We start from the raw sequence: 14,411 nt of genomic DNA on the forward strand, positions 1-14,411 counted from the left end.
AGCCGGCACGTCGGACACGCAAGCGCGGTTGTGTGAGGCGAAAGTTGTGTGGATTTCCATACAAGTGGCCCGAATTCTATGTGGATTTCCACTCAAACGCCAGCGCGCCGCACGGCGCGTCCGAATTTTTCCCTTAAAGATCAACGAATTGTGAAAGACATTCGGCTGGCACACGCATTGCGATAGCGGCTGGTCCGGCGCCGCATCCGCTCGGCCAGGATATTTCAAGAAACTCGCCGCCGCGTGCCCCCGCATGGCGCCCGGCAGCCCATTGGCAGGGGACACCCGCATGATCGACACCCACACCGCCGCGGCCACGGCCGCGCAGCCTCGTCCGTTCTATCGCCATCTGTACGTGCAGGTGCTGGTCGCCATCGTCGCCGGCATCGCGCTGGGCCACTACTGGCCCGATATCGGCTCGAGCATGAAGCCGCTCGGCGACGGCTTCATCAAGCTGGTCAAGATGATCATCGCGCCGGTGATCTTCCTGACCGTGGTCACCGGCATCGCCGGCATGTCGGACCTGAAGAAGGTCGGCCGCGTCGCTGGCAAGGCGATGATCTACTTCCTGACGTTCTCGACGCTGGCGCTGGCGGTCGGCATGATCGTCGGCAACGTGGTCCAGCCCGGCCACGGCCTGCATATCGATCCGGCCTCGCTGGATTCGAACGCGGTGTCCGGCTACGTCGCCAAGGCGCACGATTCGACCATCACCGGCTTCCTGATGAACATCATCCCGACCACGGTGCTGAGCCCCATGGTCAATGGCGACATCCTGCAGGTGCTGTTCGTCGCGGTGCTGTTCGGCATCTCGCTGGCGCTGGTCGGCGAGCGCGGCAAGCCGGTGGTCGATTTCCTGCAGGCCGTCACGCTGCCGGTGTTCCGCCTGGTGTCGATCCTGATGAAGGTCGCGCCGATCGGCGCGTTCGGCGCGATGTCGTTCACCATCGGCAAGTACGGCATCAAGTCGGTGGCCAACCTGGCGATGCTGGTCGGCACCTTCTATCTGACGTCGCTGCTGTTCGTGCTGATCGTGCTGGGCCTGGTGGCGCGCTACAACGGCTTCTCGATCGTCAAGCTGATCCGTTATATCCGTGAGGAACTGCTGCTGGTGCTGGGTACCAGTTCGTCCGAGGCCGCGCTGCCGACGCTGATGCAGAAGATGGAGCGGGCCGGCTGCGCCAAGTCGGTGGTCGGCCTGGTCGTGCCGACCGGCTATTCGTTCAATCTGGACGGCACCAACATCTACATGACGATGGCCGCGCTGTTCATCGCGCAGGCCTGCGACATCCACCTGTCGTTCGGCGACCAGATCCTGCTGCTGCTGGTCGCGATGCTCAGCTCCAAGGGCGCGGCCGGCGTGACCGGCGCGGGCTTCATCACGCTGGCGGCCACGCTGGCGGTGGTGCCCTCGGTGCCGGTCGCCGGCATGGCGCTGATCCTCGGCGTCGACCGCTTCATGTCGGAATGCCGCGCGCTGACCAACCTGGTCGGCAATGCGACCGCCGCGATCGTCGTCGCGCGCTGGGAAGGCGAGCTGGACAAGGATCAGCTGCGCAAGGCGATGGCCGGCGAGGCCGTCGCGCCCGCCGCCCCGGGCACGCCCGAGCTGACGCAGTCGGCGGCGTAACCTCCGGTCGCGCTTGCCCGAATGCCGGACGCGGTCGATCGCGTCCGGCATTTTTTTTGCGCATTGCGGTTCGCATTTGGCGCGTCTATGCTGGCATAGATCCATACGCGTCACTTTTCCGCCGGCACAGGCGGGCAAGGATGGGAACTCGATGCAGATTCGCCTCGATCCGGTCACCTCGGTGCTGATCGCCGTGCTGGTCCTGCTGCTCGGTACGCTGATCAATCGCCGGGTCGCCTTTCTGTCGCGCTACAACATTCCCGATCCGATCACCGGCGGGGTCCTGTTTGCCGCGGTCGCGGCGATTGCGGTCGCGCTGTTCGACTTCCGCGTCGTCATCGACGCCGCCATCAAGCCCGTGCTGCTGCTGATGTTCTTTGCCGGCGTCGGCATGGGGGCGGACCTGCGCGCGCTGAAGCAGGGCGGCAAGGCGCTGGTGATCTTCCTGATCGTGCTGTTTCCTTACATCGTGGTGCAGAACACCGTCGGCGTCGCGATGGCCAAGGCGCTGGACCTGCATCCGATCTTCGGGCTGGTCGGCGGCTCGATCACGCTGGTGGGCGGGCACGGCACCGGCGCCGCCTATGCCGAGCGCTTCGCCGAGATCAACAATCTGCAGTCCGTGATGGAGCTGTCGATGACGGTGGCGACGATCGGCCTGATCGTCGGCGGCATCATTGCGGGGCCGGTCGCGCAATATCTGATTTCTCGATATCGCTTGCGCTCGCAGGGTGAGGACGAGGCGAGCGTCGAGGCGCAGGCCCATGGATTTCCGATCACCACCGTCGCGGCCGTCGGCGCGCTGGGCGGCATCCTGGTGGCGGTAGTGGTCGGCCGCTGGCTCGCCTCGCTGTTCTCGGGCCAGGCCATCACGATCCCAGGCTTCCTGTGGTGCATGCTGACCGGCATCGTGATCCGCAACCTGCTGCCGCTGACTGGCGTGCGCTTCGACGACCGGCCAGCCGAGCTGATCTCCAATGTGAGCCTGTCGCTGTTCCTGGTGATGACGATGATGGCGCTCGACCTGGTCGACGTGGCGCTGTCCGCGGGGCCATTCATCGCGATCATCGCGATGCAGGTGGTCTTTATCGTGCTGTATGTGGTGCTGGTCTGCTTCCGCTTCATGGGGCGGGACTACGAGGCTGCGGTGCTGTCCGCCGCCTTCATCGGCTTCAACATGGGCTCGACCGCCACCGCGATGGCCAATATGCAGGCAATTACCGCCAAGCACGGACCGGCCCCGAAGAGCTTCGTGGTCGCGCCGCTGGCCGGCGCCTTCTTCGTCGACATCATGAATGCCTTCGTGCTGACGCTGATGCTGGCGATGCCATGGATGGGAGGCTGATCGTGCGCCGCCTGTTCTTCGCGCTGTTTGCCCTGATCGTCGCGTCGCTGCTGGCGGGATGCGAGCGCGGCCCGGACGCCGACGTGCTGCGCAAGGACGTCGCCGCGCGGCTGGCCCAGGCACTGCCGCCGGGAACGGTCGAGGTGGCGGACCTGCGGCGCCAGGGCTCGCAGACCGATCGGCGCGGTCCTCCGGGCGAAGACCGGCGTGTCGTCTACTTCGACGCCGAGCTGAAGCTGACGCGCGACTTCGATTTCGGCGCATGGGATGCGCCCGGCGTCGCCGGGCTGATCTCGGCGCTCGGTGCGGCGCCCAAGGGCGTGCAGGGCATCGCGCTGGGCGGCAACAAGGCGGGCGATATCATCCGCGCGCACGGCGCCGCGGTGTACCGCGAAGAAAATGGGCGATGGGTGCCAGTGGTGCCGGGCGGCTATCGCCCGGTCACCGCGCCCGCCTATGCGGCCAGCGCCCCGCAAGGCGCGGCCGCGATGCTGGAGGCCGTGCGCCGCATCGTCGAATCCGTGCCGGCCGAATCGTCGCCAGAGCAGCACGCGATGATCACGCAGGAACTTGCCGCCGCGCATGCCAGCATCCGCGCCCGGCTGGCTCGCGCCAAGCAGGGCTACCCGCTCGCAGCGGGCGCCGAGGGCGGGCAATATCTGCGCTTCGCCCAGGCGCTGGCCGCCAATCCCGGCGCGCGCGTGGTGCCGCTGGTCACGCGCGGCGGCGACGAGAACCTGCGGATGCTGCGGCAGGGCAAGGCCTCACTCGCGCTGGCGCAGGCCGATGCCGCGCTCGACGCCTATCGCGGCGACGGCGACTTCGCCGCCGATGGCCCGTTCACCTCGCTGCGCGCGATCGGCAGCCTGTATCCCGAGGCGGTCCATGTTCTCGTGCGCGCCGATGCGGCCGTCAAGACGGTGGCGGACCTGCGCGGCAAGCGCATCGCCATCGGCGAGAAGGGCGGCGCGTCGCAACGGACGGCGTTACGTGTGCTTGCGGCGCACGGCCTCAAGCCAGCGGATTTTGCCGGGCGCGAGCTGGGCATCAACGCCTCGCTGGTGGCGCTTCGGCAGGGCGAGGTCGATGCCGTGATCCAGATCATCGGCGTGCCGTCGGAAAGTATCCGCGACGCACTGGCCGCGATTCCGCTGCGCCTGCTGCCGCTCGGCGACAAGGCCGCCGCCGCGCTCGCCGATTCGGGCCGCGGCTATTTCCGCTATACGGTGCCGGCCGGCACTTATGCGAACCAGGCGGCCAGCGTGGCTACCGTGGCGGTCGCCGCGCAACTGCTGGTGGCCGCCGATCTGTCCGACGCCGAGGTCGGCGCGATCGCCCGCAACGTCTATGCGCCAGGCGCGGACTTCACCGCCCGCGGCAGCGCCCAGGGCGCGCAGATCTCCCCGGCCAACGCGACGCAAGGCCTGTCGGTGCCGCAGCATCTGGCGGCGGCGAGGGCGATCGAGGCGCTGGTCAAGGGCGGCGCGGCAGCGCGGCAGGGGCGATGACAACCCTTCGACCGGATCATGACCCGGGTCGTGCGCTCCGTCGCCGCGGCTTTTCCCCGGCGTCCATCTCCGCCGCCGCCAGCCGCAGGCAATCGATCAGATGCTCCGCGCTCGCGCCCAGCCCGGCCTCGCGCGATGCACGCAGCGTAATGATCCCGACCGGCGGCAGCTCGATCGGCACGGCGATATTCACGACCTCGAGCCTGCCTTCGCTGGCGAACTGCTTCGCCACCGAGCGTGCCAGGAATCCGACGGCGTCGCGCTGCGTGACGAAGGTCGAGACCGCCAGATAGGACGAGGTCTCGATCCGGTCCGATGGCGGCTCCAGGCCCTGGGCGAGGAACGCCTGCTCCAGCTTGACCCGTAACGAGGCCCAGGGCGGCGGCATCACGCAGGGCAGCTGCGCCAGGTCGGCCCAGCCGGCCTTGCGCTTGCCGGCGAGCGGATGCCCGGGCCGCACTACGGCCACCATCGGTTCGTTGTATAGCGCCTCGGTGGCCAGGTCCGGCGCCGCATAGCCCGGTTCCAGCCGGCCCACGATCAGGTCCAGTTCGGACAGCCGTAGTTTGGGCAGCAGATGCGTGAGATCGCCTTCCTCGATCAGCACGGTGGCCTGCGCCGAGCGCGCCTTCAGCCGGGCGGTGGCGCGCGCCAGCAGCACCGGCAGCGCCGCGCCCATCGCGCCGACGCGCACGCGCCCGGCCGCGCCGGTGTCGACCGCTTCGATCTCCTCGCGCGTGCGATCGTATTGCGCCAGCACGCGGCGAGAGAAGCGGATCAGCGCTTCTCCCGCCGCGGTCGGCTCGGTGCCGCGGGTCGAGCGGGAGAACAGCACCAGGCCCAGCATCTTCTCGACCTCGGTCAGTGTCTTGGACACCGCGGGCTGGCTGATCGACAGGAATTCGGCGGTCTTGCCGAGGTGGCGGAACTCGTCGAGCGCCACCAGCAACTGCAGATGGCGTAGCTTGATATTGGAGCGCAGCGCGCGGTCGATATGGGGCATGCCGCGCAGTCTACCTCGCGGCCTACTTAACGGAAAGGTTATGAAGCAATGACGATATTGGATTGGATCGTTATGTCGTTGCCGGACACAATGCCGCCCATGGCGTTGCCTCGATGCACGCCGGCCACCACCGATAACACAGTGCGAGGACGACAATGAACCAAGGTTCCACCACCAATCCCGCGCGCCGCCGCCTGATCCTCGGCGCCAGCGCCGGTGTTGCCACGGCCGCGGCGGCGGCTGCCACGGGTACCGCCGGCATGCTGCTGGCACGCGGCGCCAGTGCCGCCACCTATCCCGAACGTCCGATCACCTTCATCTGCCCGTGGCCGGTCGGCGGCACCGCCGACCAGTCGATGCGCGCGCTGTGCCAGGTCGCCTCGGGCATCCTGAAGCAATCGATCGTCGTCGAGAACCGCGCCGGCGCCTCGGGCATGATCGGCACCCGCGCGCTGGCGCGCGCCAAGCCGGACGGCTACACCATCGGCCAGATTCCGATCTCGGTAACGCGCTTCTCGCAGCTCGGCATGCTGGAGATCGATCCGCGCACCGAGCTGACCTATCTGGCGCGCACGTCGGGCCAGACCTTCGGCATCGCGGTGCCGGCCAGCTCGCCGTACAAGACGCTGCAGGAAGTCGTCGCGGCGGCCAAGGCCAATCCCGGCAAGCTGACCTATGCCCACGCCGGCATCGGCGGTGCGACCCATGTCGGCATGGAGCAGTTCGCGCTGGCCGCCGGCGTGCGTTTCAACGCGATCGCCTACAAGGGCGGCTCGGCTGCGCTGCAGGACGTGCTCGGCGGCCAGGTCGACCTGCTGGCCGATTCCAGCTCGTGGGCGCCGCATGTCGAATCCGGCAAGCTGCGGCTGCTGGCGACCTGGGGCGAGCAGCGGACGCCGCGCTTCAAGGACACGCCGACGCTGCGCGAGCTCGGTTACGACGTCGTGGTCGAAGCGCCCAACGGCATCGGCGCACCGAAGGGGCTGGACCCGGCCATTGAGAAGCAGCTGCGCGACGCCTTCCGCGCCGCGGTCGCCAGCAAGGAATTCAGGCAGGTGGCCGCGCGCATCGACGCGCCGGTGATGTACCTCGACGGCCCCGACTACAAGAAGTACGTGGCGACGGTCTACGAGCAGGAAACCCAGCTGATCCAGCGGCTCAAGCTGAAGGAAATGCTGCAGCAGAGCTGATTCCGCAAGCCGCCGCCCGCCGACCGCCGATTGCCGATTGCCGATTGCCGATTGCCGATTGCCCCCGCCAACCACAGGAATTGTTCGACGTGAACGTCAATGCCGTCATCCGCCTGCACGCCAATGACAACGTGCTGATCGCGCGCCAGGACCTGGCGCTGGGACAGCCGTTGCCCGAGCTTGGCGTGCGTGCGCGGGCCCAGGTGCCGGCCGGCCACAAGATCGCCGCGTGCGCGATCGCGAAGGGCGAGCCGGTGCGCAAGTACGACACCGTGATCGGCGTCGCCGACCGCGATATCGCGCCGGGCGAGCACGTGCATTCGCACAACCTGAAGCTGGTCGACTTTTATCGCGATCCGGCCTTCTGCACCGACGTGCGGCCGATCGACTATGTGCCCGAGGCCGAGCGCGCGACCTTCCAGGGCTTCGTGCGCGCCGACGGCCGCGTCGGCACGCGCAACTTCATCGGCATCCTGTCGTCGGTCAATTGCTCGGCCACGGTGATCCGGCATATTGCGGACCATTTCACGCGGGAGCGGCTCGCGGCCTATCCCAATGTCGATGGCGTGGTCGCGTTTGCGCATGGCACCGGCTGCGGCATGTCGTCGCCGAGCGAGCATTTCGATCTGTTGCGTCGCACGCTGGCCGGCTATGCGCGCCATCCGAATCTGGCCGGTGTGCTGATCGTGGGGCTTGGCTGCGAGCGCAATCAGGTCGCATCGCTGGTCGAGTCGCAACAACTCGAGCCCGGCAGCCAGCTGCATACGATGGTGATGCAGGACACCGGCGGCACGCGCGAGACCATCGCCGCCGGTATCCGCGCGATCGAATCGATGCTGCCGGCAGCGAATGCCGCGCAACGCCAGCCGGTGTCCGCCAGCCATCTGAAGATCGGCCTGGAGTGCGGCGGCTCCGACGGGTTTTCCGGCATCACCGCCAATCCCGCGCTGGGCGCGGCGATGGACATCCTGGTGCGCCACGGCGGCACCGCGATCCTGTCGGAAACGCCCGAGATTCATGGCGTCGAATACATGCTGACGCGGCGCGCCGTCACGCCGGAGGTCGGGCAGAAGCTGCTGGACCGGCTGGCCTGGTGGGAGCGCTACACCGCCGGCCACAACGCGCAGTTCAACGGCGTGGTCGGCCACGGCAACCAGCAGGGCGGCCTCGCCAACATCTTCGAGAAGTCGCTGGGCTCCGCGATGAAGGGCGGCACCACGCCGCTGCAGGCGGTCTACGAATACGCCGAGCCGATCGACAAGGCCGGCTTCGTCTTCATGGATTCGCCCGGCTATGACCCGGTCGCGGTGACCGGCCAGATCGCCAGCGGCGCCAACCTGATCTGCTTTACCACGGGCCGCGGCTCGATGTTCGGCTCCAAGCCCGCGCCGACGATCAAGCTGGCGTCCAACACGCCGATGTACCGGCGCCTGGCCGACGACATGGACATCAACTGCGGCGTCATCGTCGACGGCGAGCTGACCGTCGCCGAGATGGGGCAACGTATCTTCGAACATATCCTGCGTGTGGCCTCCGGCGACAAGACCCGCAGCGAGCTGCTCGGCCTGGGCGACAACGAGTTCGTGCCCTGGCATATGGGCATCGTCAGCTGATTGGCCACATGCGGTCGCTTGTGGCCGCCCGTGGCTGCTTGCGGCGGCTTTCGGCGTTTTCTTCGGCCGCATGCGGCCGCGTCCACCCGCTTACCGTCCTTCTCCAAGACCTCCATCGCATCATGTCCCTGCAGCTTTCCCACGCCGCGCTGCTGCGCGGCCAGAACCTGATCGGCGCCCAGTGGCAACCTGCCGCGCGCGGTGAGCGCCTCGATGTCGCCAATCCCGCGGACGGCGCGACGCTGACGCAGGTTGCCGACAGCGGCGCCGAGGACGCGCGCCGCGCCGCCGATGCCGCGCACGCGGCCTTCGCCGACTGGAGCCGCCGTCCGGCCAGGGAGCGCGCGCGTCTGCTGCAGCGCTGGCATGCGCTGATCCTGGAGCACCAGGAAGACCTGGCGCGCATCATCTCGGCCGAGCAGGGCAAGCCGATGCACGAGAGCCGCGGCGAGGTGCAGTACGGCGCCGCGTACGTCGAATGGTTCGCGGCCGAGGCGGTCCGCATCTGCGGCGACATCGTGGCCGAGGCCGTGCCGGGCCGAAAGATGCTGGTGCTGAAGGAACCGGTCGGCGTGGTGGCGGCGATCACGCCGTGGAACTTTCCGCTGGCGATGATCGCGCGCAAGATCGCGCCGGCACTGGCGGTCGGCTGCACCGTGGTCGCCAAGCCGGCCGAGGACACGCCGCTGACCGCGCTGGCGCTGGTGTACCTGGCCGAGCTTGCCGGCGTGCCGGCGGGCGTGCTGAACATCGTCACTGCGTCGCGCGAACGCACGCCCGAGGTGGTCGACGTCTGGCTCGCCGACAGCCGCGTGCGCAAGATCACGTTCACCGGCTCGACGCCGGTCGGCAAGCACCTGGCGCGCGAATCCGCATCGACGCTGAAGAAGCTGTCGCTGGAGCTCGGCGGCAACGCGCCCTTTATCGTGTTCGAGGATGCGGACCTCGACGCCGCGGTCGAAGGGCTGATGGCATCGAAGTTTCGCAACGGCGGCCAGACCTGCGTCTGCCCGAACCGCATCTACGTGCACGAGGCCGTTCACGACGATTTCGTCGAACGGCTGGCTCGCCGCGTCGGGGCGCTGAAGGTCGGCCCGGCCAGCGAGGAGGGCTCGCAGATCGGCCCGATGATCAATGCGCGCGCGGTCGACAAGATCGCCCGCCATGTCGAGGATGCGGTGGCCCGGGGCGCGCGCGTCGTCACCGGCGGCAAGCGCGTGCGTACCGCGGACGGTCCGCACTACTACGCGCCCACCGTGCTGATCGGGGCCACGCCGCAGATGGCGTTGTCCTGCGAAGAAACCTTCGGCCCCGTCGCGCCGATCTTCCGCTTCGCGAGCGAGGACGAGGTGATCGGCCACGCCAACGACACGCCGTTTGGCCTTGCCGCCTACTTCTATTCGAACGATGTGCGCCGCATCTGGCGCGTCGCGCAGGCGCTGGAGACCGGCATCGTCGGCATCAACGAGGGCGCCATCGCGGCCGAGGCCGCGCCGTTCGGCGGCGTCAAGGAGTCCGGTTACGGGCGCGAGGGTTCGCGCCATGGACTGGACGATTACCTGCATTTGAAGTATTTGTGCCAGGGGCAACTGGACTGAGGCCGGCCGCAGCCGTAGAACGCCGCAGGCAACCGTACAAGGCCGTACAACGCCGTACAAGGCTCGGTCGCCAGGCCCATCGAACCCGCATTGCTTTGACAGGACCCGTCATGCCCGCATCCAATCCCTTCAAGACCGCATTGGCCGCCCGCCGGCCGCAAATCGGCCTTTGGCTGTCGATGGCCGAGCCGTATCTGGCCGAGGTCTCGGCCACCGCCGGCTTCGACTGGCTGCTGATCGACGGCGAGCACGCCCCCAACGATGTGCGCAGCATCCTGGCCCAGCTGCAGGCCGTCTCCGCGTATCCGAGCGCGCCCGTGGTGCGCGCCGTGGCGGGCGACGTCCCGCTGATCAAGCAGTTGCTCGATATCGGCGCGACCACGCTGCTGGTGCCGATGGTCGATACCGCCGAGCAGGCGCGCATGCTGGTCAGCGCGACGCGTTATCCGCCGCAGGGCATCCGCGGCGTCGGCAGCGCGGTGGTGCGTGCCTCGCGCTGGAGCGGCCGCACCGACTATCTCGATGTCGCCGATGACGAGGTCTGCCTGCTGGTGCAGGCCGAGACCGTGACCGCGCTGGCAAACCTGGAAGAGATCTGCGCGGTCGATGGCATCGACGGCGTCTTTATCGGACCGGCCGACCTGGCCGCGTCGATGGGGCATCGCGGCAATCCCGGCCACCCGGAAGTGCAGGCAGCCATCGAGAACGCGATGCGCACCATCGTGGCCAGCGGCAAGGCTGCGGGCACGCTGACGTCCGATGCCGCACTGGCGCGGCGCTATCTGGAGCTGGGCTGCACCTTCGTCGCCACCGGCGTCGACGTGCTGCTGTTCGCCAAGGCCGCGCGCCAGCTGGCCGCGTCCTTTCGCGAGGAAGGCGCCGTCCCCGTACAACGGCCGTCCGCCGCCTACTGAACAATTTCCCGATTTCTCCGCATCATGTCCCTGGATAGTTCCACACGCGACGCCACGCTGCGCGCGCTGCAAGCCATCGTCGGCGACAACGCCTGCCTCGTCGCCGACGCCGATACCGAGTCCTATGTCACCGACTACCGGCGCATCAGCCGCGGCAAGGCCAGCGTGGTGGTGCTGCCGTCGAGCACCGAGCAGGTCGCCGCGGTGATGGCGTGGTGCCATACGCACGACGTGCCCGTGGTGCCGCAGGGCGGCAATACCTCGCTGATGGGCGGCGCGGTGCCGGACACGCGCGGCGATGCCGTGGTGCTGAACCTGAGCCGCATGAACCGCGTGCTGGCGATCGACACCGTCAACGACACGCTGACGGTGCAGGCCGGCGTGACGCTGGCCGCCGCCCGCGCCGCGGCCGAGGAGGGCGGGCGCCTGTTTCCGCTGCGCATCGGCTCCGAAGGCTCCTGCCAGATCGGCGGCAATCTGTCGACCAATGCCGGCGGTACCGCGGTGCTGCGCTACGGCAATATGCGCGATCTGGTGCTCGGCATCGAGGCGGTGCTGCCCGACGGGCGCATCTACTCGTCGCTGCGCGGCCTGCGCAAGGACAACACCGGCTACGACCTGAAGCACCTGTTCATCGGCGCGGAAGGGACGCTCGGCATCATCACCGCCGCCGTGCTGAAGCTGATGCCGCAGCCGCGCGCGAGCGCGGTGGCCTTCGTCGCGGTGGCGTCGCCGGATGCGGCCGTGCGCCTGCTGGGCGAGGCCAAGCGGCTGTCCGGGGGCGCGGTCACGGCGTTCGAGCTGATCTCGGGTCCGGCGCTCGACCTGGTGCTCGACTATCTGGGCAATGTCGCCTCGCCGCTGGCGCAGCGGCACGACTGGATGGTGCTGATCGAGTTGAGTTCGGGCGCGGACGCCGCCAGCCTCGAGGCGACGCTGCTCGAAATCCTCGAAAGCGGCTACGAACAGCAGCTGGTGCAGGATGCCGCGATCGCGGCCAGCGTTGCGGACGCGCAGACCTTCTGGCGCATCCGTGAGGAAATCTCGGACGCGCAGACGCGCACCGGCGGCAGCATCAAGTGCGATGTGTCGGTGCCGCTGTCGCGCATCGCGGACTTCGTCGACGAGGCCTCGCGTCGCGTGCTGGAACTGGTGCCCGATGCCCGCATGGTGATCTACGGCCATATGGGCGACGGCAACGTCCACTTCAATCCGCTGCGGCCGAAGGACGCCGACGCGAAGGCCTTCCTCGCGCAGTGGTACAAGCCGGTATCCGATCTGGTCGATGGCCTCGCCCACGGCGAAGGCGGCTCGATCTCGGCCGAGCATGGCATCGGCGCGGTCAAGCGCGATGATCTGCGGCGCTACAAATCGCAGGTCGAGCTCGAGCTGATGTGGCAGGTCAAGCGGGCGCTGGATCCGAAGAATCTGATGAATCCGGGCCGGGTGTTGCCGGCGATGGGCGAGGGCGGCTGAGCTTTCGGGCCGCCGCCCTGGTGTTCAGGCGGCGGCCTCGAGCCCGCGCGTTCGAGCTGGCAGGCTCAGGGTGGCACTTTCGAGTCCGGTCGTTCGAGCTGGCATGTTCAAGCCGGGCCGTTCAAGCCGGCTCGGCCGCCGGCTCCGACAGCCGCAGCGTGCGCAACACCGCCTTGGCCACGCCATACGCGCTGCCCGGGTTCTGTCCGGTGATCAGGCGCCCGTCCTCGACCACATAAGGCGCGAAGGGCAGCATCGCCTTGCTGTATTGCGCGCCGCGCTTGCCGAGCTCCTGTTCGAGCCCGAACGGCACCGCAAAGTCGCGCTTGGCCATGATCTCCTCGTTCCACGAGAAGCCGGTCACGCGCTTGCCCTGCACCAGCAGCTCGCCATTGCCGAGCCTGACGTCCAGCAGGCCGGCCGGGCCGTGGCACACCGCGGCCACCACGCGACCCTGCTCGTACATCGCCGCGATCAGCCGCGCCAGCGGCTCGCAACCCGGGAAGTCGAACATCACGCCATGCCCGCCGGTCAGGTAGATGGCATCGAACTCGCCCGGATCGACCGACGCCACGTTGACCGTGTCGTTCAGCAGGTCCATGAAGATCCGGTCCTCATAGCGTTTGAAAACACTGCTGCGCATGCCGGCACTTCGTGCAAGTTCCGACAGCATCAGGCTCTCGGGATCGATCGGGATCATGCCGCCCGACGGCGACGCCAGCTGCAGCGTATGGCCCGCTTCCTCGGCCACATCCCAGAAGTGCGTGAGTTCGCTGAGCCACAGGCCGGTACGATAGCCCACTTTTTGATACTGGTCGACGTTGGTCGCGACCACCAGGATTCGGCGTTGCGCTGGCATGGGTGCCTCCTGTTTTTCGGGGGAAGTTCGAAAGCTGCAAGAAGCGTTCCGCAGGTTCGGCGGCGGACCCAGCGCAGTCGTCCAGGAATGACGAGGTCGGGGTTAACCCTTGCTCTCGTAAACTCTATTTTCATGGCACGGCTATTGCGTGTAAATTTGTTTACATCGATAGCTGTTTGCCGGATGCACCAGATTGCGCCCGGCCCACCGCAGAGCCATGACTGCTTCCTGTCCGGATCCGGCCGCCAGGCCGGCCGATTCCGCGCCAGACGCCGCGCCCGAGACCACGGTCTCGCAGCGCATCGCGAAGGTGTTTCCGTCGCTGACGCCGGCGCACCAGCGCATGGCGGATTACGTGCTGGCCAACCCGTTCCGCGCGGCGACGATGCGCATCGACGAGTTCGCGCAGGCGGTGCAGGTGTCGGTGGCGACGGCGAACCGCTTTGCCCATGCGCTGGGCTTCGACGGCTACCCGCAGTTCCGCGCCGAACTGGTGCGCGGGTTCGAGGCCACGCTGGCGCCGGTCGAGAAGCTGCGCACCGAACTGGAGCGCCCGGCCACCGTCACGGAAATCATCGCGGCCTCGCTGGAGGAGAACGAGCGCAACCTGCAGGCCACCCGCCGCGCGCTCGATGCCGATGCCTGCGAACGCGCGGTGACGGCGATCCTCGAGGCCGAGCATGTCTATGTGCTGGGCTTCGGCGCGAGCGGCTATCTGGCCGGCCTGCTGCAGCACGGGCTCGACATGTACTGCCGCACGGTGATCACGGTCGCCGGCGTCGGCGGCGCGTCGACGGCGGCGCGGCAGCTGTTCAAGCTGACCAGCCGCGATCTGGTGATCCCGATCGCCTTTCCCCGCTATGTCTATGACAGCGTCGCGCTGACCGAGCGCGCCCGCGCCCACGGTGCCCGCATCCTGGCGCTGACCGACGGGCCGACCTCGCCGCTGGCGCCGTTTGCCGATATCGCGCTGTATGTCAGCGCCGGCCGGCAGCTGTCACCGAACTCGGATGCGGCCGTGCTGGCGATGATCGAGGCGCTGTGCGGCGCGGTGGCACACCGCGCCACCGGCTCGGTCAAGGCCGCCGCCGACATGACCGAATTCGTGCTGCCCTGGCTGCATCAGACCCATGCCCGCGGCGATTCCAGCCGCACCGCCGCGGCGGGCGACACGCAGACCAAGCCCCGTCCGGGGTCCGGCAAGGCGCCACGGCGCCGGCGCCCGGACCCCGGCACCGAATAACGCTCCCGAGCCTCACCGAGTTGCCTGCCGTG

General features: G+C 68.2%; 11 protein-coding genes. 9 read left to right on the forward strand and 2 right to left on the reverse strand.

The window, feature by feature from the left end:
• Positions 1–289 precede the first annotated feature (289 nt).
• The 3 genes from F1599_RS14220 (at position 290) to F1599_RS14230 (ending at position 4,483) form a co-directional block, all read left to right on the forward strand.
• Positions 290–1,630 carry a dicarboxylate/amino acid:cation symporter gene (locus tag F1599_RS14220; RefSeq protein WP_150083476.1) on the forward strand — a complete coding sequence of 447 codons (1,341 nt, stop codon included), beginning with the start codon at positions 290–292 and terminating at the stop codon, positions 1,628–1,630.
• Positions 1,631–1,781: 151 nt separating this feature from the next.
• The gene (gene gltS / locus F1599_RS14225) at positions 1,782–2,975 is read left to right on the forward strand and encodes a sodium/glutamate symporter (protein ID WP_150083477.1); all 1,194 of its coding nucleotides are present in this window, start codon (positions 1,782–1,784) and stop codon (positions 2,973–2,975) included.
• The gene (locus F1599_RS14230; protein WP_150083478.1) at positions 2,960–4,483 is read left to right on the forward strand and encodes a TAXI family TRAP transporter solute-binding subunit; all 1,524 of its coding nucleotides are present in this window, start codon (positions 2,960–2,962) and stop codon (positions 4,481–4,483) included. The genes gltS and F1599_RS14230 overlap by 16 nt, the downstream gene beginning before the upstream one ends.
• A 16-nt stretch (positions 4,484–4,499) precedes the next feature.
• Here the strand turns inward: F1599_RS14230 and F1599_RS14235 are convergent, their stop codons facing one another.
• Complete coding sequence (locus tag F1599_RS14235; RefSeq protein WP_150083479.1) at positions 4,500–5,486, reverse strand: LysR substrate-binding domain-containing protein; 987 nt, start codon at positions 5,484–5,486, stop codon at positions 4,500–4,502.
• A gap of 155 nt (positions 5,487–5,641) precedes the next feature.
• On the opposite strand from F1599_RS14235, the gene F1599_RS14240 reads away from it, so the two are divergent.
• From F1599_RS14240 to F1599_RS14260, 5 genes are all read left to right on the forward strand, one after another.
• Positions 5,642–6,676, forward strand: a complete 1,035-nt coding sequence (locus F1599_RS14240) for a tripartite tricarboxylate transporter substrate binding protein (RefSeq protein ID WP_150083480.1) — start codon at positions 5,642–5,644, stop codon at positions 6,674–6,676.
• A gap of 89 nt (positions 6,677–6,765) precedes the next feature.
• The gene (locus tag F1599_RS14245; RefSeq protein ID WP_150083481.1) at positions 6,766–8,289 is read left to right on the forward strand and encodes a UxaA family hydrolase; all 1,524 of its coding nucleotides are present in this window, start codon (positions 6,766–6,768) and stop codon (positions 8,287–8,289) included.
• A 122-nt stretch (positions 8,290–8,411) separates the two neighbouring features.
• Positions 8,412–9,887, forward strand: a complete 1,476-nt coding sequence (locus F1599_RS14250) for an NAD-dependent succinate-semialdehyde dehydrogenase (protein ID WP_150083482.1) — start codon at positions 8,412–8,414, stop codon at positions 9,885–9,887.
• A 110-nt stretch (positions 9,888–9,997) separates the two neighbouring features.
• Positions 9,998–10,801, forward strand: a complete 804-nt coding sequence (hpaI, locus tag F1599_RS14255; RefSeq protein WP_150083483.1) for a 4-hydroxy-2-oxoheptanedioate aldolase — start codon at positions 9,998–10,000, stop codon at positions 10,799–10,801.
• A 24-nt stretch (positions 10,802–10,825) separates the two neighbouring features.
• Positions 10,826–12,277 carry an FAD-binding oxidoreductase gene (locus tag F1599_RS14260; RefSeq protein ID WP_150083484.1) on the forward strand — a complete coding sequence of 484 codons (1,452 nt, stop codon included), beginning with the start codon at positions 10,826–10,828 and terminating at the stop codon, positions 12,275–12,277.
• A gap of 121 nt (positions 12,278–12,398) precedes the next feature.
• Here F1599_RS14260 and F1599_RS14265 read toward each other — a convergent pair whose 3' ends face one another.
• The gene (locus F1599_RS14265) at positions 12,399–13,136 is read right to left on the reverse strand and encodes a type 1 glutamine amidotransferase domain-containing protein (protein ID WP_150083485.1); all 738 of its coding nucleotides are present in this window, start codon (positions 13,134–13,136) and stop codon (positions 12,399–12,401) included.
• A gap of 217 nt (positions 13,137–13,353) precedes the next feature.
• On the opposite strand from F1599_RS14265, the gene F1599_RS14270 reads away from it, so the two are divergent.
• Entirely contained in the window at positions 13,354–14,379 is a 1,026-nt protein-coding gene (locus tag F1599_RS14270; RefSeq protein ID WP_150083486.1) for a MurR/RpiR family transcriptional regulator, read from the forward strand.
• Positions 14,380–14,411: the final 32 nt, after the last annotated feature.

The sequence above is a fragment of the Cupriavidus cauae genome, from assembly GCF_008632125.1.
In the GTDB taxonomy this organism is placed as follows: Bacteria; Pseudomonadota; Gammaproteobacteria; order Burkholderiales; family Burkholderiaceae; genus Cupriavidus; species Cupriavidus cauae.

Coding starts and splice junctions, on each gene's coding strand:
- F1599_RS14230 (WP_150083478.1), top strand. CDS start 2,960: ATGGATGGGAGGCTGATCGTGCGCCGCCTGTTCTTCGCGCTGTTTGCC.
- F1599_RS14240 (WP_150083480.1), top strand. CDS start 5,642: ATGAACCAAGGTTCCACCACCAATCCCGCGCGCCGCCGCCTGATCCTC.
- F1599_RS14220 (WP_150083476.1), top strand. CDS start 290: ATGATCGACACCCACACCGCCGCGGCCACGGCCGCGCAGCCTCGTCCG.
- gltS (WP_150083477.1), top strand. CDS start 1,782: ATGCAGATTCGCCTCGATCCGGTCACCTCGGTGCTGATCGCCGTGCTG.
- F1599_RS14270 (WP_150083486.1), top strand. CDS start 13,354: ATGACTGCTTCCTGTCCGGATCCGGCCGCCAGGCCGGCCGATTCCGCG.
- F1599_RS14265 (WP_150083485.1), bottom strand. CDS start 13,136: ATGCCAGCGCAACGCCGAATCCTGGTGGTCGCGACCAACGTCGACCAG.
- F1599_RS14250 (WP_150083482.1), top strand. CDS start 8,412: ATGTCCCTGCAGCTTTCCCACGCCGCGCTGCTGCGCGGCCAGAACCTG.
- hpaI (WP_150083483.1), top strand. CDS start 9,998: ATGCCCGCATCCAATCCCTTCAAGACCGCATTGGCCGCCCGCCGGCCG.
- F1599_RS14260 (WP_150083484.1), top strand. CDS start 10,826: ATGTCCCTGGATAGTTCCACACGCGACGCCACGCTGCGCGCGCTGCAA.
- F1599_RS14235 (WP_150083479.1), bottom strand. CDS start 5,486: ATGCCCCATATCGACCGCGCGCTGCGCTCCAATATCAAGCTACGCCAT.